The organism is Megasphaera lornae, from assembly GCF_000214495.1.
GTDB lineage: Bacteria > Bacillota > Negativicutes > Veillonellales > Megasphaeraceae > Megasphaera > Megasphaera lornae.
The window spans coordinates 25,133-47,478 of sequence record NZ_AFIJ01000008.1; the positions used below are offsets into that span (position 1 = coordinate 25,133).

Below are 22,346 nucleotides of genomic sequence, written 5' to 3' on the forward strand. Positions count from 1 at the left end.
ATGAAACCAGTAAAAGCGGTAAGGATTGGCAATAAAACAGTAGGCGGAGACGGAAAATTATTTGTTTTGGCAGGGCCCTGTGTATTGGAAGAGGAAGAACGGGTCTTGGCAATCGGGCAAACGATGAAAGATATTTGTGCGCGGTTGGGGCTTACGTATGTATTTAAAGCATCGTTTGATAAAGCGAATCGTTCTTCTTATACTTCGTTTCGCGGCCCCGGTTTGGAAAAAGGATTGGAAATTTTGCAACGCATTAAGGACACGTTGCAAGTACCGATTGTCAGTGATATTCATACTGCGGAGCAAGCGAAACGGGCGGCGGAAGTCTTGGATGTTTTGCAAATTCCGGCCTTTTTATGTCGGCAAACCGATTTACTGGAAGCGGCGGCGGCAACCGGGAAATGTGTCAATGTAAAAAAAGGACAGTTTATGGCGCCGGAAGACATGAAAAATGTATTGGCCAAAATGGTACATGTGGGAAATGAGAATTTGATGCTTACAGAGAGGGGATTTTGTTTAGGGTATCATAATTTGGTGGTCGATATGCGCGGGTTGCCGATCATGAGAGAGTTCGGGTATCCGGTGATTTTTGATGCGACGCATAGTGTGCAATTGCCGGGAGGCGCCGGCACCAAATCTTCAGGGCAACGGCAATTTATCGGAAATTTGGCTCGTGCCGCCGCCGGCTCCGGTATTGACGGTGTATTTATGGAAGTGCATGATAATCCGGAAGAAGCCTTGAGCGACGGACCGAATATGTTATATTTATCACAGGTGGAAGCGGTGTTGCGGGATATGACGGCAATTCATGAGATAACCAAGCGCAGTGTCGATACGGCAAAATAAAAACGGGAGTGGTAGGGATGGATATTGTAGAAACTGCAAAGGATGTTCTTTTGCAAGAGGCGAAAGGGATTGAAGCCCTCGTTCCTCGTCTTAATCAAAGTTTTATTAATGCCGTGCAGCTGATTTTAGCATCTTCCGGACGTGTTATCGTTACGGGGATGGGAAAATCCGGGCATATTGCGCGAAAAGTAGCCGCCACATTATCCAGTACGGGAACACCTTCCGTATTTTTACATCCGGGAGAAGCCATTCACGGGGATTTGGGAATGGTCACCGCAAATGATGTGGTGACGGCTTTTTCCAACAGCGGGGAAACGATGGAAATATTGAATATTTTACCGTCGTTAAAACGAATTGGCGCCCCTATTATTGCCGTAGTGGGAAATCCGTATTCGACGTTGGCTAAAAATGCGGAGGTTATTTTGGATGTGGCCGTGGAAAAAGAGGCGTGCCCGTTAGGGTTGGCGCCGACTACCAGTACAACGGCCGCTCTGGCCTTGGGAGATGCATTGGCAGTGGTTTTATTGTCGTGTCATCATTTTACAAAAGATCAATTTGCCGTGTTTCATCCCGGCGGAGCGTTAGGGCGAAAACTTCTCCTTACGGTGGCGCAAGTTATGCATAAAGAAGCGGATAATCCTACCATTTCGGCAGACGGAACGGTACAGGATGCGTTGTTTTTAATGACGGAAAAAGGTTTGGGCGCCGTGTCGGTAGTGGATACGGCCGGTAAACTTATCGGTTTGGTCACGGACGGCGATGTGCGTCGCGGTTTGGAAACGGGAGCTAATTTTTTACAATGGCCGTTAGACGCGATGATGACAAAAAATCCGCGACAAATTCGTGCGGACCGCTTGGCGGCGGAAGCTTTGCATATTATGGAAAAGAATCAACCGCGTCCGATTACTGTTTTACCGGTTGTCGATGAAACCGGACAAGCGGTAGGCATGGTGCATATTACGGATCTGTTGAAACAGGGGGTGGTATGATGGTTCCCTTGACGGCATTGCGGGCGGTGGCTTTGGATGTGGACGGGGTATTGACGGACGGAACTTTATATTATGGTGCCCGGGGAGAAATCATGAAGGCTTTTTCCGCTCGTGACGGCATGGGGATTTCTTTGGCTCGTTTAGGCGGGTTACAGCCCGTTATTATTACCGGAAGAACTTCGACGCCGGTTGCCAAGCGAGCTGCCGATTTAAAAATAAAGTATGTTTTTCAGGGCAAAGAAAATAAGTGGCAAACGGCGCGTGACGTATGTCGTACCTTGCAGATTGACATACAAGAATTGGCGTATATGGGAGATGACTGGAACGATTTACAAGTATTGCGCAATTGCGGATTCAGCGGCGCACCGGCGGATGCCTGCCAAGAAGTACGGCAAGCGGTGCAATGGGTTTCAAGCTATAAAGGCGGACAGGGTGCCGTACGGGAATGGATAGAATATATTTTGCGGGCGCAGGGAAAATGGCAAGACGTCGTAAGCGCATATGATACGTCGGTTTCTGAAATTTGCCAATAAAGAGAGGTGATAACGGGTATGGGAAAAGGTTGGCAATATTATGTGATGCGGGTATTGAGCGCAGTGGTGTGTCTTTTTTCCTATGAACGGATTATCGCTTGGGGAAGAAAGTTGGGGCCGTGGGGCGAAAAATTATTAAAAAAACAACGGCAACGAGGGCTTTTACAAGTTCGGGAAAGCTTGCATTGTTCTACAGAAGAAGCGGAACGGATCATCGCGGAAATGTTTGCGAATTTGGGGCAATCGCTATTGGAAATTATGTATACTCCGCGGCTACAATCGGAAAATATTTCTTCCTTTGTTACCTTGGAACATCAAGAACGGTTGGAGGAGGCGTTGCAGGCCGATAAGGGAGTTATTGTCCTGACCGGCCATTTCGGCAATTGGGAATGGATGGGGGCTTCTTTAGCATTGTACGGGTATCCGACGACCACCATTGTAAAAAATCAACCGAATGATCAGGTTACGCGGTTGCTGAATGAATATAGGATACAAAAAGGATTGGAAGTATTTCCGAGAGGCGGTAATGCCATGATTATCGCCGCCCGGGCGTTAAAGAGAAAAAAAATATTGGGATTTTTAGCTGATCAAGATGGGGGGAAAGAAGGAATTCCATGTACTTTTTTCGGTAAAATTGCTTCTTCGCCTAAAGGCGCGGCACAATTTTCTTATAAATTCGGTTCTCCCGTTATTCCCGTATTTGCCGTACATGATGCGAATCATCATCATCGTGTCGTCGTAGGAGAAGCGGTGACCTGTCCGTTTTGCGGGGACCCTCGTAAAGATATTGCCGCGTTAACCGCGGCGATTACGGCAGTAACAGAAACGTGGATTCGAACGTATCCGTCTGAATGGCTTTGGTTCCAACATCGGTGGAATACGCCTCCCGAAGAGATGACCGCGTTACAAGCGCATAAAGGAGACGATACTTGTGTGGAAAAGGATAGGTAAATATAAATTTTCTATTTCGGGAAGCATCGTTGTGTTGCTCTTGGTTATAGTATTATACTCGTTGTTACAGGAGACTCCGGATGATTTTTTTCAAGTACCGGCGAATACATTGGTGGAATTTAACGGATCACATTTGGAAGAACGGCGGAACGGGCAAGTAATTTGGAAAATACAGGCGGAAAAAATTCAAGTGAATCCGAAAACGCAAAATGCGTATGTTGTACATCCGTCCGTGTTTTTTCGTGCTCCCGACGGGGTGGAAATGACGACGGCGGCGAACGCTTGTAAAGTGGAACGGGCGCAAAAGCGAATTATATTGCAGGCGCCTTTACAGGTGTCGACGAATAGAGGCGATACGTTACAAACGGCGGAAAATATTACTTATCGGATGGATACGCAACAGCTTTCAGGGGGAAAAGTAGTGGTAAAACGACGGGATGGAGTACGGCTGCAGGGCGATCAATTTACGGCGGATGCGGCATTGAAAAAAATTATGTTGCGCGGACACGCACAGGTCAGCAAGGGAGTATAGATATGGAAAAAAAATGGAAAAAAATGGTATTCTCTATCAGTGTTGCCGTACTTTGCGGGCTGCCTGTCGGTGTTTTACAGGCCGCGGCTCGGCCGATAACGATTACTGCGGATGTATTGGCGTATGACGGGGAAACCCGGGTGGCGACCGCTGACGGTAATGTGTACATCCGGCAAGGCGAGACCGGACTCACGGGACAGCATGCGATATATAATATTAAAACGGATGTTGCGGAAGTAAGCGGGAATGCGTGTATTGTACAGCCGGATTTGCAAGTGCGGGCGGCAAAAATCGAAGCATATCAAAAAAATCATATTATAGCCGCCGGAAATGTGCAGGCTGTAAAAGGGGATAAACGATTGCAGGGCGCTCGCGTGGATTATTATATAGATAGAAACTACGGGATCATTACGGGACATGCGTTTTTGGAAGCGCAAGGTGCGAAAATATGGGCCAATCGTATTGAAGCGTGGTTACAGGAGGTACGGGCGGTAGGGACCGGAAAGGTGCGAGTGGAATCTTCTAAAAATCAGTTGTCGGCAACCGGCAATATGGCGACATATACCCAAACCCCCGGAAAAAATGACGGCATTTTAAATCTTACCGGGAATGTACACGCCGTACAAAAAGGAAATACAGTGCAAGGACCGGCCGTGCAGGTACGGGCCGCGGATAAATCCGTGCGGACATTCGGTCGTTCGACTTTAGTTTTAATTCCTAAAGACGCGTGACCCATAGGAGGCGGGGTATGCAGATTCAAACGGAAAACTTGGTAAAAACATATAAATCGCGCAATGTGGTGAACGGTGTGTCCCTCCGGGTGGCGCAAGGAGAAATCGTCGGTTTGTTGGGCCCGAACGGGGCGGGAAAAACCACGACGTTTTATATGATTGTCGGCATTGAACATCCGACACGGGGATGTATTCGGGTGCAGGAACAAGAGATTACACACTTGCCGATTCACCGTCGGGCGGCGTACGGTATAGGCTATTTACCGCAAGAAGCCTCTATTTTTCGAAAATTGACAGTAGAAGAAAATTTATTGGCCATGTTGGAAACTACTTCTTTATCGCCGCGAGAACAAAAAGAGAAAGCCATGGCGTTACTGGAAGAGTTTTCTATTACGAAATTGCGCCATCGCTTGGGGATTCAACTTTCCGGAGGAGAACGAAGGAGAGTGGAAATTGCCCGTTGTTTGGTGACCGATCCGTCTTTTATTTTGTTGGATGAGCCGTTTGCGGGCATTGACCCGTTGGCGGTGAATGATATTCAAAGTATCATTAATCATTTGAAAAAACGGGGGATCGGTGTGCTTATTACCGATCATAATGTACGGGAAACCTTGCGGATTGTAGATCGGGCGTATATTTTAAGTGAAGGGCGAATTTTATTGGAGGGAACGCCGGAGCAGATTGCGACGGATCCGGTGGCTAAAAAATTTTATTTAGGGGAAGAATTTTGTATGTAAGGCGGGAGAGAAACGGATGCGTATTTTAGATAAGTACATACTGAAAGAATTTATCGGCCCTTTTTTATTCGGCGTGTGTGCTTTTACCGCTGTATTTGTGGGCACGGGAACCTTATATCGGATTGCCTCTATGATTAATGAATATGGCGCATCGGCCGCGGCGGCCGCCAAAGTACTGGTATTGGCATTGCCGTCTATTGTGGTGCTCACGTTTCCCATGTCGGTTTTATTGGGCGCTTTGATGGCGTTCGGGCGATTATCGGCAGCCAGTGAAATTATTGTTATGCGAGCCGGAGGACAACATTTTGTACGGTTGGCCATGCCCGTATTGGTGGCGGCTTTTTTTATTTCATTGGGGACTACGGCTTTTAATGAATTTGTAGTACCGCGTGCCAATAATGCGTACAATCGTATTATTAATGAAGAAATCCGCCATCATGCTTTGCCGGTTTCGCAAGAGCATGTGATTATTAAAAATGTACATGGACAGAATATTTACGGGTTATTATATGCCCGTCAATATGACGGTACGGAAAAAGAGTTTCGTGATATTACGGTACAAGAGTTTGAACAGGATCGGTTAGTGCGAGTGGAAAAAGCGGATCGGGCGAAGTGGAACGGAAAGAAGTGGATAGTGCATCAAGGGAGTATATATGATGTTTCGTCTAATGATAATACTTCTCGCACGATGACTTTTGAAAATCAAGAATTGCCGTTTATGCAACGTCCCGAAAAAGTGCAAGAGGCGCAAAAGAAACCGGAAGAATTGACCATTCGGGAATTGCGACAACAAATTCGAGTATTAACGGCTCATGGCGTGGATGTAAACAAGTTGAAAGTAGAAATGTATAATCGTTTTGCCTTACCTTTGGCCAGTCTGGTATGTGCGTTGATCGGGGCGCCGCTGGGCTTGCAAAAACAGAGAGGAAGTTCTTCTATCGGCTTCGGGATCAGTGTGGTCACGATTTTTATTTATTATTCCATTATGACGCTTGCCGATGCCTTGGGAAACGGCGGCACGATTGCTCCCGCGGCGGCGGCTTTTTTACCGGATATTATTTGCGGTTCCGTGGGAATTTTCTTGATGATACGGAAAATGCAGTAAGAAAGATAGCTCCCGGGGGAGCTTTTTTTCTTGAGAAAATAAGTCATGACATATCCGGCACAATAGTATATGATATATAAAGGAGGTGTATCATGGAATACGGGACGGTCATGTTGGTCATATTAGCCGTTATGGGTGGTTTTATTGCGTATTTGGGAGATAAAATAGGCTCGCGGGTAGGAAAAAGAAGAGTGAAATTATTGGGGTTGCGACCTAAATATTCTTCTATTTTAATTACGATTATTACCGGGGTTTGTATTGCCGCGGTTACGTTGGGCATCATGTCCGTTTTATCAAAAAATGTGCGAATTGCGCTATTCGGAATGCAACAATTACAACGTCAAAAAGAGGCATTGCAGGAACAACGGGATCGGTTGATTACACAAGGACAAATATTGAGTATAACTGTCGGTGAAAAGAATCGGCTGATTGAGGAAAAAACGCACTTATTACAACAACAACAAGTTCAATTGGATGGAAAAACGAAACAGTTGCGGGTCACACAGGTAAATTTGCAGCAAGCACAGCTGGCACGAGATGAACAAGCAAAGCAATTATCGTTCATTCAACTGGCCTTGAAGGAAGCGAAACGGCAACGGGAACAGGCGGAACGAGATAAAAATTCGGCGGTTGCGGATAAAGCGGCGGCGCAACGAGAATTGACGGAATTGGAAAACACGAAAACGCAGATGGTACAAACGATTGAACATTTGGACAAGCGGATTCAGTTATTAAAAGAATCTATGACGCATATTCGGGAAGGTACGGTTATGTTTCGTGTAGGAGAAGTGCTGTCCAGTACGGTGGTTCACGGTGGCGGACAAGAAATACAGGCCCGGGAAGAGTTAAGTAAAGCGATGCAAATGACCAATCGTATGATTTGCAGTCAATTAGGAATTCGCGATACTCAGGCCGTTTTGGTATATATTTCCCCCGAAGAATTTAAAGAGACTGCCAAAGTATTGCAACATGCGGGACCGCAGCCGAAATTGGTACGAGTCATTGCGGCCGGCAATATTATTGTAGGGGAGCCGGCGTTGGTGCATGTGCAGTTATATGATAATAAATTAATTTACAGACAACATGAAGTTGTCTATGAAGGCCGGCTTAATCCGCAGGATATTCGCGGGAATGCGGAACTGGAAGTAATGCGAATTTTACGTATGGTTAACAAGGAAGCTCGGAGTCGGGGCGTGTTGCCGGATCCGTTAACCGGCAATGTGGGTACGTTGCCGGCAACCGATATGTTCCGGGCGATTACGGAAATAAAACAATACGGTAATGTGCCGCTGCGCATTACCGCGGTATGTGCCGCGGATACCTATACGGCGGGACCGCTGCCCATTGTGTTGTCTATTGCGCCGGTTAATGGATGAGGGCTGCGTATGATATTTTCTATTGATCCGGGATCGGAAAAAACAGGGATTGCCGTTATCAGACAGGACGGCACGTTGGTTGAAAAACATATTATTCCTACTGCCGCATTGCTTTCCGTTTTGCAAGATAAAACACAACAATACACGATCGCGCATATTGTGATGGGAGACGGTACTAATCATAAACCGTTACAGGTGCAGGTGGAACAATGGCTGCAGAGCAACAGGGTACCCATTGACTTTTCCTTGGTTAATGAAAAATTTACGACTGTAGAAGGGCGGCGCTTGTATTTTCAATATACGCCGTTACGCGGATGGCGACGATTTATTCCGCGGGCGTGGCAATATCCGCCGGAGCCGGTAGACGATTTTGTGGCTTGGATTATAGGTAAACGCTATTTGGAGGCCAAAGGAGGCGACGTATGATGAGATATATTCCGCGTGCGTTGGGACTCGCCCTGGGCTCTTTGATTTATACGTTGGGGTTGGATGTGTTTTTAGTACCCAATCATGTTATTGACGGCGGCGTGGTGGGCATTTCTCTTATGGCCGCGCAGGTGAGCGGCTGGAGTTTCAGTATTTTTATTGTCTTGTTGAACATTCCTTTTTTTATTGTGGGCTACAGAAAAATAGGCGCCGTTTTTACATTGTTGTCACTTTTTTCCGTGGTGAGTTTGTCCTTTTGGAATAAAATCGTGCATTGGGCACATTTAACCCCGGTTACATACGATCCGTTTTTATCCACTATTTACGGCGGAATTATTATCGGCTTGGGAGTCGGTTTGATTATTCGCTGGGGCGGGTCTTTGGACGGTACGGAAATTATGGCGATTATTGTCGATAAGAAAACGCCGTTTTCTGTAGGGGAAATTATTATGTTCTTTAATTTATTTATTTTGGGAACGGCCGGATTCGTTTTCAGTTGGGACAGCGCTATGTATTCGTTAGTCGCATATTTTATTGCCTACAAAATGATTGACGTAGTGACGAACGGGCTGGAGGAAATGAAAGGCGTACTTATTGTTACATCTCACCATGATCAAGTGGCGCATTACCTGTTGCATCACATGGGACGTGCCGTCACGCTGCTGCATGGTGAAGGGGCATATAAAAAGGAAACCACGAAAGTACTGTATTGCGTGGTTTCCCGTTTGGAAATGATGAAAATTAAAGAGGCCGTATATCAAGTGGATGCACAGGCTTTTGTATCTATTTTCGATATCAGTGAGGCGCACGGAGGACTTTTTAAGCGCCACCATTCGGTACCCGAGAGTAAGCCGTAAGAGAAAATTTTGGCAGACTGCCGGCGGGGTGATTGACAGAATGCGGATATTTGCTATTATATAAAATAATGTATAAAACTATAACAAGACAAAGTTTGTAAAGCGGGAGGAATAAGATGGCACAGAAGCAGCTGAATTTTAACATTGAAGATGTATGCGGTACATTATCGGAGAACAAAGACGGGTGGCGTAAGGAATTAACGTATATCAGTTGGAATAAGCGCGCCCCGAAGTTTGATTTGCGTTCATGGGAACCGGAATATCAAGCCATGACAAAAGGGATTACGCTGACCAAAGAGGAAGCGATCGCCTTGCGGGACTTATTGGATTCTTTGGACTTTGACAAGTATTGAGATACGGGAAAAAGTATGCCTGCAGACACCGGGAAAAGCGGCCGCGGCGGGCATGCTTTTTCTGTTTGCTTGCAAAATCGGGAAAATCATTATATAATCTCTAGTTGTATGTACTATTAATACTTGGTCATAAATAAAGGTGATGAAATGGTTCGTATTGCGAGAGAAAAACGACATGCGTTATTGCAACAGCGAATTGCGGAAAATCCGTTTATCAATGATGAAGAGTTGGCGGAAGCGTTTTCCGTAAGCGTGGCGACGATTCGTTTGGATCGGATGGCTCTGGGAATCCCGGAAATGCGGATTCGTATCAAGAAGCGGGCACAGGCGGTACAAACGAAACCGCGTGCGGAAGCATTGGTCGGCGAGCTCGTGGAGTGTACGGTAGGAAAAACCGCCATTTCAATTATGACGGCAACGGAAGATATGGTAGATGAAGCGCATATTGTCCGTTCTCAATTTTTGTATGCACAAGCGAACTCGTTAGCCCGAAAAGTATTGGATATGCCGGTAGTGATTACGGCAATCGCCAATATTAAGTACAAGCAGCCGGTTACGGCAGGGGATAAGTTGGTGGCTATGGCGGAAGTCATTCGCCGGCGTGATTCAAAGCATTATATTTGGGTCAAAATCCGAAAAAACGGCAAAGAAGTTTTTCGGACTAAATTTATTATTGAATCATTAGAATAATTGGAGTTGCTTTAAATGAAAATTGCTGTAGATGCCATGGGTGGTGACTATGCACCGGAAGAAACTGTATTAGGTGCGATTGAAGCCGTGCACGCATATTCATTGGATGTTGTGCTGGTAGGAGAAGAAATAAAAATACGTCGGTTATTGGAAAAACACGGCGCGGCGGAGAATATACATATAGCTGTTGTTCATGCCGGTCAGGTAATTGAAATGCATGAACATCCGGCACAGGCCATTCGCAAGAAAAAAGATGCGTCGATCCTGGTAGCTACGCGGTTGGTAAAGGAAGGAAAATGTGATGCCGTAGTGGCTCCGGGAAGCACGGGGGCCGCTGTCAGCGCCGCATTATTGGGGTTGGGACGGATTAAGGGGATTGAACGCCCTTGTATTGCGACCCCTATTCCGTCCAAAAAAGGCATTACGGTTCTTTTGGATTCGGGGGCCAATGCCAACAGCAAACCGAAACATCTGATTGAAGGCGCTATTATGGGCTCTCATTATGCCAAATATATTTTGGGCATAAATAAGCCGCAAGTGGGATTACTTAATATAGGGGAAGAAGCATCTAAGGGAAATGAGTTGTGTCAGGCCACGTACCCTGTATTGGAGCAATTGAAAACCATTTCGTTTTTCGGTAATGTCGAAGGGCGTGACATTCCGGAAGGTACGGTGGATGTGGTGGTTTGTGACGGGTTTGTAGGAAATGTCATTTTAAAATTCGGAGAAGGAATGGCTTTATTCATTATTAAATTAGTGAAAGAAGCGATTAAAAATAGCGGTTTTATTGCAAAACTCGGGGCCTTGGCCGTATATCCGGCTTTAAAGACCTTAAAAAAACGCTTGGACTTCACAGAGTACGGCGGTGCCCCGTTATTAGGTGTAAATGGCAGCTTTATCATTTGTCACGGCAGTTCAAAGGCAAAGGCGATTAAAAATGCAATTCGCGTTGCGGATGAATTGGTGGTACAGGATGTAGTCGGCCATATTCGCAAAAGTATCGAGGAGGAACAAGTTGAACAATACGATGGTGAAGAAGTCTAATTACGCGGGTATTTTAGGGACCGGACATTATGTTCCGGAAAAGACGGTAACAAATGCGGATTTAGAAAAGATTGTAGATACTTCCGATGCGTGGATTCAATCTCGTACGGGAATTTGTAAACGTCATTTCGCAGAAACGGGTATGAATACCTCGGATATGTGTACCATCGCCGCTCGGCAAGCGTTGGAAATGGCCGGCATTACTGCGACAGATATAGATATGATTATTGTTTGTACGTTGACGCCGGATACTACCATTCCGTCAACGGCATGTATTGTGCAAAAAAATTTGGGCGCCGAGCACGCCGCAGTTTTTGACTTATATGCGGCCTGCTCGGGATTTGCCTACGGTGCCGTCACGGCGGCGCAATATATTGAAACGGGTATGTTTACCCATGTGTTGGTTATAGGCGCCGAAGTATTGAGTCGTTTTTTGGATTTTTCCGATCGCAATACGTGTGTGTTATTCGGAGACGGTGCCGGCGCGGCGGTGTTGGGACCGGTAGAAGCGGGATTCGGCATTTTAGGTACGGACATGGGCGCGGACGGTCGGGGCGGAGAGCATTTGAATATTCCCGCCAGCGGGGTTGCCGTTTTACCGACTGAAGAAGCCAGAAAACAAGGGTTGACTTATATTAAAATGAATGGCAAGGAAGTTTATAAATTTGCCGTGAAAGTTATGGGCCAGACGGCGGTGAATGCGTTGGAGCGAGCCGGCATTGCGCCTGAAAATGTGGATTTAATGGTCCCCCATCAAGCGAATATACGCATTATTCAATCGGCGGCAAAGCGGTTGCAACTGCCGATGGAAAAAGTATTCGTCAATATTGATAAATATGCCAATACTTCCGGCGCTTCCATTCCGATTGCGCTGGATGAAGCGCAGCGGCAAGGGCGAATAAAGTATGGTGATAATGTGGTTTTGGCGGGATTCGGTGCCGGTTTAACATGGGCGGCTTTAGCCATGAAATGGGCAATACGTTGAAATTGAGGTGAAAATCAATGAAAAAAGCTTTTGTTTTTCCCGGACAAGGGGCACAAAAGGTAGGGATGGTAAAGGATTTATATGATTCATACAGTATTGTTAGAGAAGTATTTGAGGAAGCTGATGATACGTTGGGCTTTTCGCTGACCTCCTTATGTTTTGAAGGGCCGGACGAAGAACTGATGAAAACCTGTAATACACAGCCCGCGATTTTAACTGCCAGTACGGCATGTTTTCGGGTATTGCGTGCGGAAGGGATTATGCCGGATATTGTCGCCGGTCATAGTTTAGGAGAATATTCCGCTTTGGTGGCGGCAGGATCGCTGTCCTTCGCCGATGCCGTTCGAACCGTTCGGGCACGGGGGCAGTTTATGCAAGAGGCGGTACCTTTAGGAGAAGGAGCGATGGCCGCCGTGTTGGGATTGGAAGGCGATAAAATCAAAGAAATTTGTGCCGCCGTTTCCGCACAAGGCGGCGTAGTGGAAGCGGTGAATTTTAATTGCCCCGGGCAAATTGTTATTGCCGGTACGGCAAAAGCGGTAGAAATCGCTATTACCGAATTAAAGGCGGCCGGCGCGAAAAGAGCGGTTCTGCTGCATGTAAGCGCCCCTTTCCACAGTTCTTTAATGGCTCCGGCGGCACATCGGCTGGCGGAAGTGTTGGCGCAGATTACTATTCAACCCGCCGCTATTCCGGTGGTGGCTAATGTAAACGGTAAAATGGAAACGGACGCGGCTGTGATTAAGGATGCGTTGATAAAACAAGCTGCCAGTCCGGTACTTTGGGTAGATTGCACAAAAACGATACAGCAATTCGGGGCGTCCGTATTTGTAGAGGTCGGACCGGGAAAAACGTTGTGCGGGTTTAATCGAAAGATTGATCGGTCTATTCATAGTGAAAATGTGGAAGACATTGCGTCATTGCAAAAAACAGCGGCGTTTTTTCAGGGAGGAAACTGATATGCAATTAACGGGTAAAACAGCTATTGTTACGGGCGGATCCCGCGGTATCGGGCGCGCTATTGCCGAGCAATTGGCACAGGCGGGAGCGAATGTCGCCATTATTTATGCCGGGCGGACGGAAGCGGCGGAAGAAACGTTGCGACTGGTTCAAGCGGCGGGCAGTAAAGGTAAGATTATTCAATGTGATGTGTCGCAAGAAGCGGCGGTGGCTGCTATGGTCAAAGAAGTAAAAGACGACTTCGGTTCTGTGGATATTTTAGTAAATAATGCCGGGATTACGCGTGATACGCTGCTTATGCGCATGAAAACGGAAGATTGGCAGGCCGTATTGGATACGAATTTAACAGGTGCTTTTTATTGCACCAGAAATGCGGTCAAGTGGATGATGAAACAACGAAGCGGCGCGATTGTCAATATTACCTCCATTGTGGGACAGATCGGCAATGCGGGGCAGGCCAATTATGCGGCGGCTAAAGCCGGGATGATCGGGTTTACCAAAGCCGTTGCCAAAGAATTTGCTGCGCGTCGCATTCGGGTCAATGCGGTAGCTCCGGGATTTATTGAAACGGATATGACCGCGGTCTTAAGTGAGGATGCGAAAAAAGGTATTTTGGCTTCCATTCCGTTGGGATACATGGCCCGGCCGGAAGAAGTGGCAAAAGCGGTGGTCTTTTTAGCATCGGATGAAGCGCAATATATAACCGGACAAGTGTTAAATGTAGACGGCGGCATGATTATGTAATATAATACAATGGCATATTCCAATGAAAGGGGGTGAAGTTGATAATGAGTGAAGAAAGTACTTTTGAAAAAGTAAAAAGCATCGTTGTTGAACAGTTGGGTGTCGACGAAAAGGAAGTTAAACTCGACGCTGCTTTTATTGACGATTTGGGCGCCGACTCCTTGGATATCGTGGAATTGATCATGGCTTTTGAAGAAGAATTCAATGTTGAAATTCCCGACGATGTGGCGGAAAAAATCAAAACTGTACAGGATACGGTGGATTACATCGAAAAGGAAAAAAAGCGTAAGAACGCAATAAGAACCGGAGGGGAACCGGGGCGGTCTCCCCTTGCGGTATCTTGATAGGAGGACAACATGGTGAAGCTGCCGGAACTTAAAATAGGTAAGCTCATAGCGAAAGTGCCGATTATTCAAGGCGGTATGGCCATCCGTTTATCTACGGCCCGTTTGGCGGCAGCCGTGGCAAATGAAGGCGGAATCGGCTTGATTGCGGCTTCAGGAATGCCGTTTGAAGAATTGCGACATGAAATTCGGCTGGCCCGAAAATTAACTCCGAACGGCGGTATTGTTGGCATTAATGTGATGGTTGCAGCGCGACAATTTAAAGAATTGGTTGCCGTTGCTATTGAAGAAGGCATTGATCTGGTTGTTGCCGGAGCAGGTTTTTCAAGAGATATGTTCTCTTGGGGGAAGGAAAGCGGAACTCCCATTGTACCGATTGTTTCTTCGGCAAAACTGGCTAAAATATCCCAAACCCTGGGTGCAGCGGCGATTATTGTGGAAGGCGCCGAGGCAGGCGGGCATCTGGGAACGAACCGATCCAGTCGGGAGATTGTACCGGAAGTACGAGCGGCTGTGAAATTGCCGGTTATCGGCGCAGGCGGAGTACTGTACGGACGCGATATTATGGAGATGCTCAAGTTGGGAGCCGACGGCGTACAAATGGGGAGCCGATTTGCTGCCAGCGTGGAGTCCAATGGATCGGAAGAATTAAAAAAAGTATACCTTCGGGCAAATAAACCGGAGGATTTTGTCTTGGTACACAGCCCGGTCGGATTGCCGGGACAGGCGATACGGACGCCGTTTTCGGAACGGATTATGTTGGATGATGCACCGAAACCGAAGCAATGCGATGTATGTCTTAAAAAGTGCAGTCATAAGTACTGTATTATCCGGGCTTTGTCGCGGGCACAACAGGGCGATGTGGAAACCGGATTGGTGTTTTCCGGCAAGCGGATGCGTGAAATACATGACATTTTGCCGGTAAAAGAAATATTTGCCAATCTGAAACGCGAAGTGGCGGCAATCCCCGAATAAAAAATAGTGATAATGAGGTGAAGAGATTGGAAAAACGAGTAGTAATTACAGGCCTGGGTGTTATTTCTCCTGTAGGCATCGGCGTGGAAACCTTTTGGCAATCCTTGTTGGCCGGAAAAAACGGTATTGGACCGATTACTCATTTTGATGCCGAAGAATATACGGCGAGAATTGCCGGAGAAGTCAAAGATTTCCAGCCCACAGATTACGGTATTGATAAAAAAGAAGCTCGGCATATGGATTTGTCGACGCAATATGCAGTGGCGGCGGCAAAAATGGCGTTAGATGATTCCCGATTGGATTTGGATGCGGAAGATCGGGATCGTATCGGTACGGTTGTGGGCACCGGGATCGGCGGGATTGAAACCTTGCACAACTTGTATAAGGGCTTATTTGACAAGGGACCGTCGCGGGTGAATCCGTTTGTTGTTCCGAAAATGATCGGCAATATGGCTTCGGGACAAGTGTCTATTTCTTTCGGTTTGCGAGGCCATTGTATCAGTGTGGTTACGGCTTGTGCTACGGGAACCAACTCTATCGGGGAAGCGTTTCGGATGATTCAGCGCGGAGAATTGTTTGCGGCGGTTGCGGGCGGTACGGAAGCGGCCGTTTCTCCCGCATCGGTTGCGGGCTTTGCCTCTATGAAAGCGTTGAGTACGCGCAACGATGATCCGGCACATGCTTCTCGTCCCTTTGACAAAGATCGGAACGGCTTTGTTATGGGTGAAGGCGCCGGGATTGTTGTTTTGGAAGAATTGGAACATGCAAAACAGCGTGGCGCCCGTATTTATTGCGAGTTGTCCGGATATGGCAGCAATGCGGACGCTTATCATATTACGGCGCCCGCACCGGACGGTCTGCAGCAATCCAAATGCATGGCTTCCGCATTAGCGGATGCCGGTATTGCGCCGGAAGCCGTCGATTATATTAATGCCCACGGAACATCGACGCATTTGAATGATTTGAATGAATCCAAAGCGGTAGTACGTGTTTTCGGAGACCATGCAAAAGAATTGCTGATAAGTTCGACGAAATCCATGACAGGACACTTGTTGGGCGCCGCCGGTGCCGTAGAAGCGATTGCGTGTGCCATGACCTTGGTCAGCGATAAGGTTCATCCGACGATTAACTTAGTGGAATCGGAAGAGGAATTAAAAGCGTTGGGCCTGAATTATGTGCCCGGAAAAGCAGTGGCCAAGAAAGTTCGCGTAGCCTTGTCCAATTCTTTCGGTTTTGGCGGACACAATGCCACCTTGGTGTTCAAAAAATATGCGGATGCCTAAAGCGGGTATGGATAACACACGTAAAAAACAGTTGGAAGAGTTCCTCCGAACGGTGGGCTTGCCGCCGTTTCAAAATCTGTTATTGTTGGATCAGGCGTTGACTCATTCGTCTTATGCGAATGAACATAAAATACGTCACGGGTATTTTAATGAACGGTTGGAATTTTTAGGGGATGCCATTTTGGATTTAGTAGTGGGCGAATATTTGTTTCTGCAATATCCGCAGATGCAGGAAGGCGAACTGTCCAAAGCGCGTGCCAGTATAGTCAGCGAAGCGCCATTGGCGGCGGTGTGCTCGGCGTTTCATATGGGAAAGTATTTACTTCTCGGGCATGGCGAAATTTCTTCCGGCGGACGAGAACGGCCCGGTATTTTGGCGGATGCTTTTGAAGCGGTGGTAGGGGCGGTCTATATGGATGCTTCTTATGAAGAAGCGCGTAAGTTTATTTTGCGACACCTTCGGGATTATTTGGCATTAGTAGAGAACGGCCACTATGATCAGGATTATAAAACGTTATTTCAAGAATATATTCAACGAGACGGGGAACATCATATTACGTACAGCCTTTGTAAAGAAAGCGGTCCCGATCATGATAAAACCTTCACAATGCAGGTTGCGGCAGACGGGAAAGTATTGGGAGAAGGCTGCGGTAAAAGTAAAAAAATGGCTGAGCAGCATGCCGCCCGGCAAGCGTTGTTGCGGTTACATGCAATTTAGAGGTGTGGTATACTGCCACATCTCTTTTTTTTGGGAGTTTTTATGAAAACATCGATTATTCCTATTTTTATTCCTCATATAGGGTGTCCGTATCGGTGCGTGTTTTGTAATCAATGGAAGATTACCGGTCAACATCGTGTGCCTACGGCAACCTTTGTGAAGGAAACTATACAACAATATATGCAAGCGGCAACCCTATCGCGGCATTGGGAAGTCGCCTTTTATGGCGGCAGTTTTACGGCCGTTCCGACCGCGCTGCAGGAAAGCTTGTTGGAACCGGCAACTCAAGCGTTGCGACAAGGCAAGATTCACGGCATTCGTTGCTCCACACGTCCCGATGCGGTGGGGAAAGAAGTAATAGAACGATTGCTTCGATTCGGCGTGAACACGGTGGAATTGGGTGTACAGTCTATGGATGATACCGTATTGCAACGGGCTAAACGCGGGCATACGGCAACCGATGTGGTACAGGCCACGAGGCGGTTACATAAATACGGCTTGCTGGTCGGGCACCAATTGATGCCGGGATTGCCGGGAGAAGACAAACGGAGTTTACAGCAAACGGCAGCGGCGGTTTGTGCGTTGCAACCCGATGCGGCCCGGATTTATCCGGTGGCGGTGCTTGCCGAAACCGAGTTGGCGGCGCAGTACAGACAGGGACTTTATCGGCCGTTAACGACGGCGGAAGGGATTCGACGGGGCGCCTATCTGAAACAACGGTTGCTGGAACACGGCATTCCCGTCATACGTACGGGATTGCAGGCTACGAAAGTATTGGATGACGGGGAGCAAGTGTTGGCCGGGGCGTATACGCCGGCAATGGGAGAACTAATTGATACCTATCGATATAGAAGACAATTATTTTCGTTATTGGATCGGCTGAATCTATGCACATCCGTTCATATATACTATGCACCTTCCGAGACTTCGCGTGTCCGGGGATATCGTAATATAACCTATAAGTATTGCTTATGGCGTTACCGGGTTCCTTTTATTTGGCAGGCAGGAAAAGACCTGCCGAATAAAAGAATTTTTGTTCATTACGGACAGATGGTGTATACTATAGATGTAGATACGGGGGGAGTTTTAATCACGAAAAAGGAGGGGAGTTATGAATAGGAAAGTTATTATTGCGGAAGCGGATTTAGCGATTGCCGAACAATTACAGGATTGGCTGGCGGAATTGGATCCCAATTTTTGTATTCAGCCGGTCTGTTCAGATGGAGAGAACGCATTGGCGCAAATTATGACGCAAGCTCCGGGGATCGTATTTTTAGACGTGGAATTGCCGAGAATTAACGGTGTGGAAATAGCCAGAACATTAGTAAAGATGAAAGAACACCCGCTTATTGTTTTTTTGGCGTCTTCAGAAAAATTTGCCGCCGAAGCATTTTTGGTGGATGCCTTGGATTACGTTTTAAAACCGTTGGATAAAAAGAAAATTCAACATGTATCCAAGCGCTGCCATTGGATTTTACGAGCGGAAGAAATGATGGAAACAAAAGCGGTCGGTACGGATGAAACTTCCGAGTTACGTCATTTGGCAGTAGATAAAGGTGATACGATGGAAGTGATTGATTGTTTGAATATCCGTTTTATTTTCAGCAAAAATCGTTATGCGTACATTTCCATGAAGAACGGCGATTGCCATGAAATGCGTATCAGTTTACGGGATATAGAAAAGCAATTGCCGCATAGTCTTTTTTTTCGCTGCCATCGTAATTATATCGTTAATGTAGAATATATTAAGCAAATCAAACTTTGGTTTAAACGCGGCTATTTATTGATTTTAAAAGGTGCCGAAGAGGTGGAAATACCGGTGGGACGGGCGTACATCGAGATTCTTAAAGAACATATTAAAATGTAAACAAAATGAGAGCCGAAAAGGCTCTCATTTTGTTTATCCATCAATATGGCGGTTTACGCGGAAATATGGACGGTTTAAGTCGCAAGTACTTTATTTGCAACGGTTAAAGGGGTATCATGTGTGTACTTGCTAATAAAGGAGTGTGGATTTATTATGATTAATTTATTACATGAAACAGAAATGAAAGTCGTTGAAAAGATTGTTGATCATATTTTGGATGAACGTGACCTTAAAGATCGTCAAAAGACGTTACTTCATTTGACGGATGTTATGCAAAAATATTTCGGTACGCTATTCCAAGAACAATCTTTTGATGACGCACGGCGATTGATTCAGTCCGACGGCAAGTGGCTGCGCTTTTTAAACCGGGCCTTAAATGAATTGGATCGCAATGTTGTGAAGCATGCTGTCATGAATTTGGGGTTTGAAGCGGGGTTCTTCGGTTTGAAAACCAGGGATGCGGCTAAACAAAAGTACAAATGTAATATTCCCTGGGCCATCTTATTTGACCCGACCAGTGCCTGCAATTTGCGCTGCATCGGCTGCTGGGCGGCAGAATACGGCCACACGTTAAACTTGGATTATGAAGTGATGGACAAGATTGTCCGTGAAGGAAAAGCCTTGGGCATTCATTTCTACCTGTTTACCGGCGGTGAACCGTTAACCCGTAAAGCGGATTTAATTCGTCTTTGTGAAGAACACAATGATTGCGAATTTCATTCCTTTACTAACGGTACTCTGGTCGATGAAGCATTTTGTAAAGAAATGCAGCGGGTAGGAAATTTAAGCTTGTCCATCAGTTTGGAAGGTTTTGAAGAAGTTAACGACAGTCGTCGGGGCAAAGGTTGCTTCCAGCATGTTATGCATGCCATGGATTTATTGCGTGAACACGGGTTGATTTTCGGAACGTCTATTTGCTATACCAGCAAGAATATTGATACCGTTACTTCGGATAAATTCCTTGATATGATTATCAGCAAGGGCGCCTGGTATACTTGGTACTTCCATTACATGCCCGTAGGCAATGACGCTTCGATTGATTTGTTGCCGACCAAAGAACAACGTGAATACATGATTCACCGTATTCGTGAAATTCGCAGTGTCGAAGGCGGCAAGCCTATTTTTGCCATGGACTTTCAGAACGACGGTCAATTCGTTGACGGTTGCGTAGCCGGCGGTCGGAATTACTGCCACATTAATCCGAACGGGGACGTGGAACCTTGCGTATTTATTCATTATTCCAGCGCCAATATTAAAAAACAAAGCTTGTTGGAATGTTTACAGCAACCGCTCTTTAAAGAATACGGTGCGCATCAACCGTTCAACAAAAACCATTTACAACCTTGCCCGATGTTGGAAAATCCGCAATTTTTGGTTAAAATGGTACGTCGCAGCGGGGCGCATTCGACGGATTTGCAATCGCCGGAACCGGTGGAACACTTATGCGGAAAGTGCGTAAGTTATGCCAAACATTGGGCGCCTGTAGCGAAAGACCAATGGGCACAAGTCGGTACGGAAGCATTTACGGAAACGGATCATATGCAAAAGGAAGCAAAATAAGTCCGGCATAGAACCGGTTCATAAGACACATCTTCATATAGAAAGAGTTGTCGACCGCATGGGACGGCGACAGCGGTACGCGCCGTTTTTACGAAGCGCGGAACCGTACGAAAAAAGACTCGCATACGTATCTTCAGGAGGCGTATGCGGGTCTTTTTCGGTTTCGTCTCTTCAAGCGGGCGCGGGACGGGAGGTGTTTTTTCTCTCTATTTGTGTTATAATAATAAAAAATTATGACCATATATTAATAGTCGGTGCAAATATCATACAGTTATTGCAAAGTGGTGTGGAGGAATAAAAGGAATGGCAAGAATCAAGATAACGGAAACCGTATTACGTGACGGACATCAATCGATTGCGGCTACGCGAATGCGCTTGCGACAAATGATTCCCGTATTGGAGGCAATGGATGAAGTCGGCTATAATGCTTTGGAATGTTGGGGAGGCGCTACGTTCGATACGTGTATGCGTTTTCTTGATGAAGATCCGTGGGAACGGTTGCGGACATTGAAGCGTTATGTCAAGAAAACGCCGCTGCAAATGTTGTTTCGCGGACAAAATATTTTAGGGTATCGTAATTATGCCGATGATGTGGTGTATGAATTTGTCAATCGGGCTGTAGATAACGGCATTGACATTATTCGGGTCTTCGATGCGTTAAATGATCCGCGAAATTTGGAAGCGGCCGTTAAAGCGGCAAAAGATACAAAAGCCGTGAAGATTCAGGGGGCGTTGGTCTATACGATCAGCCCGATTCATACGATGGAATCTTTTACCGAAGTCGCTGTCGAATTGCAGGAAATGGGTGTGGATTCTATCTGTATTAAAGATATGTCGGGATTATTGACGCCGTATGATGCGTATAATTTAGTGCGCATGTTGAAAAAACATATTTCCGTTCCCTTGGAGTTGCATACGCACTGTACATGCGGATTGGGGGAAATGACGTATTTAAAAGCCGTGGAAGCGGGCGTGGATATTATTGATACGGCCTTATCGCCGTTCGGGGAAGTTACCAGTCAGCCGCCTACCGAATCGGTGGTCATGGCATTGCAGGGAAGTATTTATGATACCGATATTGATGTGGAACGGCTATGGCCGTTGACGGAGCATTTTAAAAAGGTTCGTAAAGAGTTGGCGGCGGAATTCAAGTTGACCATGCCCGATCAAATTAATCCGGCTGTGCGTAAATATCAAATCCCCGGCGGGATGTTGACGAATTTGTATAACCAGTTAAAAGGACAAGGTGCAGAAGAACGTTTTGATGAAGTGTTGGCGGAAATGCCGCAGGTGCGAAAAGATTTGGGGTATCCGCCCTTAGTTACGCCTACCAGCCAGATTACCGGTTCGGCGGCGGCCTTGAATGTGTTATACGGACGGTATAAAATTATTACCAATGAAGTGCGGGATATTGTGCGGGGGAAATACGGTCGCGTGCCGGGAAAACTCGACCCGGCATTTCGCAAAATGTGTATCGGTGACGAACCGGTTATCAATCATCGCCCGGCGGATGATATAGCGCCTGAATTAGGAAAGGCGAAAGAAGAATTGGCGGCACAGGGATTTCCCGATGCCGCACCGGAAGATGTGCTAAGTTTTGCGTTGTTCCCGGAAGTTGCTTTACCGTTTTTTAAACAGCGTGCAGAAAGAAACGCGGGAACGGATATAGGGGAACAAAAATAAAAAATGGCCTTATGGGCCATTTTTATTTTAGGGAATAAAATTATATCGGAAGCGGTT

At 46.5% G+C, this 22,346-nt stretch carries 25 protein-coding genes; all 25 read left to right on the top strand.

Translation table 11 applies throughout. The annotated features are described in order from the left end of the window. The 25 genes from kdsA (at window position 1) to HMPREF1039_RS01600 (ending at window position 22,289) form a co-directional block, all read left to right on the top strand. A complete protein-coding gene (gene kdsA, locus HMPREF1039_RS01475; RefSeq protein WP_007390693.1) occupies window positions 1-846 on the top strand; it encodes a 3-deoxy-8-phosphooctulonate synthase in 846 nt (281 codons plus the stop codon). A 17-nt stretch (window positions 847-863) separates the two neighbouring features. Next, window positions 864-1,835, top strand: a complete 972-nt coding sequence (locus tag HMPREF1039_RS01480) for a KpsF/GutQ family sugar-phosphate isomerase (protein ID WP_007390593.1) — start codon at window positions 864-866, stop codon at window positions 1,833-1,835. Continuing rightward, entirely contained in the window at window positions 1,832-2,368 is a 537-nt protein-coding gene (locus tag HMPREF1039_RS01485; RefSeq protein ID WP_007390737.1) for a KdsC family phosphatase, read from the top strand. The genes HMPREF1039_RS01480 and HMPREF1039_RS01485 overlap by 4 nt, the downstream gene beginning before the upstream one ends. An 18-nt stretch (window positions 2,369-2,386) precedes the next feature. Beyond that, the gene (locus tag HMPREF1039_RS01490; RefSeq protein ID WP_007390647.1) at window positions 2,387-3,319 is read left to right on the top strand and encodes a lysophospholipid acyltransferase family protein; all 933 of its coding nucleotides are present in this window, start codon (window positions 2,387-2,389) and stop codon (window positions 3,317-3,319) included. Further along, a complete protein-coding gene (lptC, locus tag HMPREF1039_RS01495) occupies window positions 3,300-3,851 on the top strand; it encodes an LPS export ABC transporter periplasmic protein LptC (protein WP_007390711.1) in 552 nt (183 codons plus the stop codon). The genes HMPREF1039_RS01490 and lptC overlap by 20 nt, the downstream gene beginning before the upstream one ends. Window positions 3,852-3,853: 2 nt before the next feature. Then, window positions 3,854-4,582: an LptA/OstA family protein gene (locus tag HMPREF1039_RS01500; RefSeq protein ID WP_007390628.1), complete on the top strand. Its 729-nt coding sequence runs from the start codon at window positions 3,854-3,856 to the stop codon at window positions 4,580-4,582. Between the two features lie 17 nt (window positions 4,583-4,599). Continuing rightward, a complete protein-coding gene (gene lptB, locus HMPREF1039_RS01505) occupies window positions 4,600-5,319 on the top strand; it encodes an LPS export ABC transporter ATP-binding protein (RefSeq protein WP_007390683.1) in 720 nt (239 codons plus the stop codon). 16 nt (window positions 5,320-5,335) lie between these two features. Further along, the gene (locus HMPREF1039_RS01510) at window positions 5,336-6,424 is read left to right on the top strand and encodes an LptF/LptG family permease (RefSeq protein WP_007390597.1); all 1,089 of its coding nucleotides are present in this window, start codon (window positions 5,336-5,338) and stop codon (window positions 6,422-6,424) included. A gap of 92 nt (window positions 6,425-6,516) precedes the next feature. Beyond that, entirely contained in the window at window positions 6,517-7,800 is a 1,284-nt protein-coding gene (locus HMPREF1039_RS01515; protein WP_007390675.1) for a DUF3084 domain-containing protein, read from the top strand. A 9-nt stretch (window positions 7,801-7,809) separates the two neighbouring features. Next, window positions 7,810-8,226 (top strand): RuvC family protein, encoded by a 417-nt coding sequence (locus HMPREF1039_RS01520; protein ID WP_007390596.1) that lies wholly within the window; start codon window positions 7,810-7,812, stop codon window positions 8,224-8,226. Next, window positions 8,226-9,083 (top strand): YitT family protein, encoded by an 858-nt coding sequence (locus HMPREF1039_RS01525; protein ID WP_176603331.1) that lies wholly within the window; start codon window positions 8,226-8,228, stop codon window positions 9,081-9,083. The genes HMPREF1039_RS01520 and HMPREF1039_RS01525 overlap by 1 nt, the downstream gene beginning before the upstream one ends. A gap of 116 nt (window positions 9,084-9,199) precedes the next feature. Continuing rightward, window positions 9,200-9,436, top strand: coding sequence for a YdbC family protein (locus HMPREF1039_RS01530; RefSeq protein WP_007390650.1), 237 nt, complete (start codon window positions 9,200-9,202; stop codon window positions 9,434-9,436). A 147-nt stretch (window positions 9,437-9,583) separates the two neighbouring features. Continuing rightward, entirely contained in the window at window positions 9,584-10,126 is a 543-nt protein-coding gene (gene fapR, locus HMPREF1039_RS01535) for a transcription factor FapR (protein ID WP_007390714.1), read from the top strand. A 15-nt stretch (window positions 10,127-10,141) separates the two neighbouring features. Then, the gene (gene plsX / locus HMPREF1039_RS01540; RefSeq protein WP_007390670.1) at window positions 10,142-11,170 is read left to right on the top strand and encodes a phosphate acyltransferase PlsX; all 1,029 of its coding nucleotides are present in this window, start codon (window positions 10,142-10,144) and stop codon (window positions 11,168-11,170) included. Further along, window positions 11,154-12,155, top strand: a complete 1,002-nt coding sequence (locus tag HMPREF1039_RS01545; protein ID WP_039891664.1) for a beta-ketoacyl-ACP synthase III — start codon at window positions 11,154-11,156, stop codon at window positions 12,153-12,155. The genes plsX and HMPREF1039_RS01545 overlap by 17 nt, the downstream gene beginning before the upstream one ends. Window positions 12,156-12,172: 17 nt before the next feature. After that, a complete protein-coding gene (gene fabD, locus HMPREF1039_RS01550; protein ID WP_007390612.1) occupies window positions 12,173-13,114 on the top strand; it encodes an ACP S-malonyltransferase in 942 nt (313 codons plus the stop codon). Between the two features lies 1 nt (window position 13,115). Beyond that, entirely contained in the window at window positions 13,116-13,859 is a 744-nt protein-coding gene (fabG, locus tag HMPREF1039_RS01555; protein ID WP_007390672.1) for a 3-oxoacyl-[acyl-carrier-protein] reductase, read from the top strand. Between the two features lie 44 nt (window positions 13,860-13,903). Continuing rightward, on the top strand, window positions 13,904-14,203 hold the full coding sequence (locus HMPREF1039_RS01560) for an acyl carrier protein (protein ID WP_007390598.1): 300 nt from the start codon (window positions 13,904-13,906) through the stop codon (window positions 14,201-14,203). Window positions 14,204-14,218: 15 nt separating this feature from the next. Further along, entirely contained in the window at window positions 14,219-15,178 is a 960-nt protein-coding gene (locus tag HMPREF1039_RS01565) for an NAD(P)H-dependent flavin oxidoreductase (protein WP_176603332.1), read from the top strand. 26 nt (window positions 15,179-15,204) lie between these two features. Continuing rightward, entirely contained in the window at window positions 15,205-16,461 is a 1,257-nt protein-coding gene (fabF, locus tag HMPREF1039_RS01570) for a beta-ketoacyl-ACP synthase II (protein WP_007390679.1), read from the top strand. A gap of 7 nt (window positions 16,462-16,468) precedes the next feature. Further along, the gene (gene rnc, locus HMPREF1039_RS01575) at window positions 16,469-17,179 is read left to right on the top strand and encodes a ribonuclease III (RefSeq protein WP_007390736.1); all 711 of its coding nucleotides are present in this window, start codon (window positions 16,469-16,471) and stop codon (window positions 17,177-17,179) included. A 42-nt stretch (window positions 17,180-17,221) separates the two neighbouring features. Further along, window positions 17,222-18,298 (top strand): elongator complex protein 3, encoded by a 1,077-nt coding sequence (locus tag HMPREF1039_RS01580; RefSeq protein WP_007390686.1) that lies wholly within the window; start codon window positions 17,222-17,224, stop codon window positions 18,296-18,298. Next, a complete protein-coding gene (locus HMPREF1039_RS01585) occupies window positions 18,291-19,046 on the top strand; it encodes a LytR/AlgR family response regulator transcription factor (protein ID WP_007390685.1) in 756 nt (251 codons plus the stop codon). The genes HMPREF1039_RS01580 and HMPREF1039_RS01585 overlap by 8 nt, the downstream gene beginning before the upstream one ends. 153 nt (window positions 19,047-19,199) lie before the next feature. Continuing rightward, the gene (locus HMPREF1039_RS01590) at window positions 19,200-20,606 is read left to right on the top strand and encodes a radical SAM protein (protein ID WP_007390734.1); all 1,407 of its coding nucleotides are present in this window, start codon (window positions 19,200-19,202) and stop codon (window positions 20,604-20,606) included. Between the two features lie 303 nt (window positions 20,607-20,909). Continuing rightward, window positions 20,910-22,289, top strand: a complete 1,380-nt coding sequence (locus tag HMPREF1039_RS01600; protein WP_007390708.1) for a pyruvate carboxylase subunit B — start codon at window positions 20,910-20,912, stop codon at window positions 22,287-22,289. Window positions 22,290-22,346: the final 57 nt, after the last annotated feature.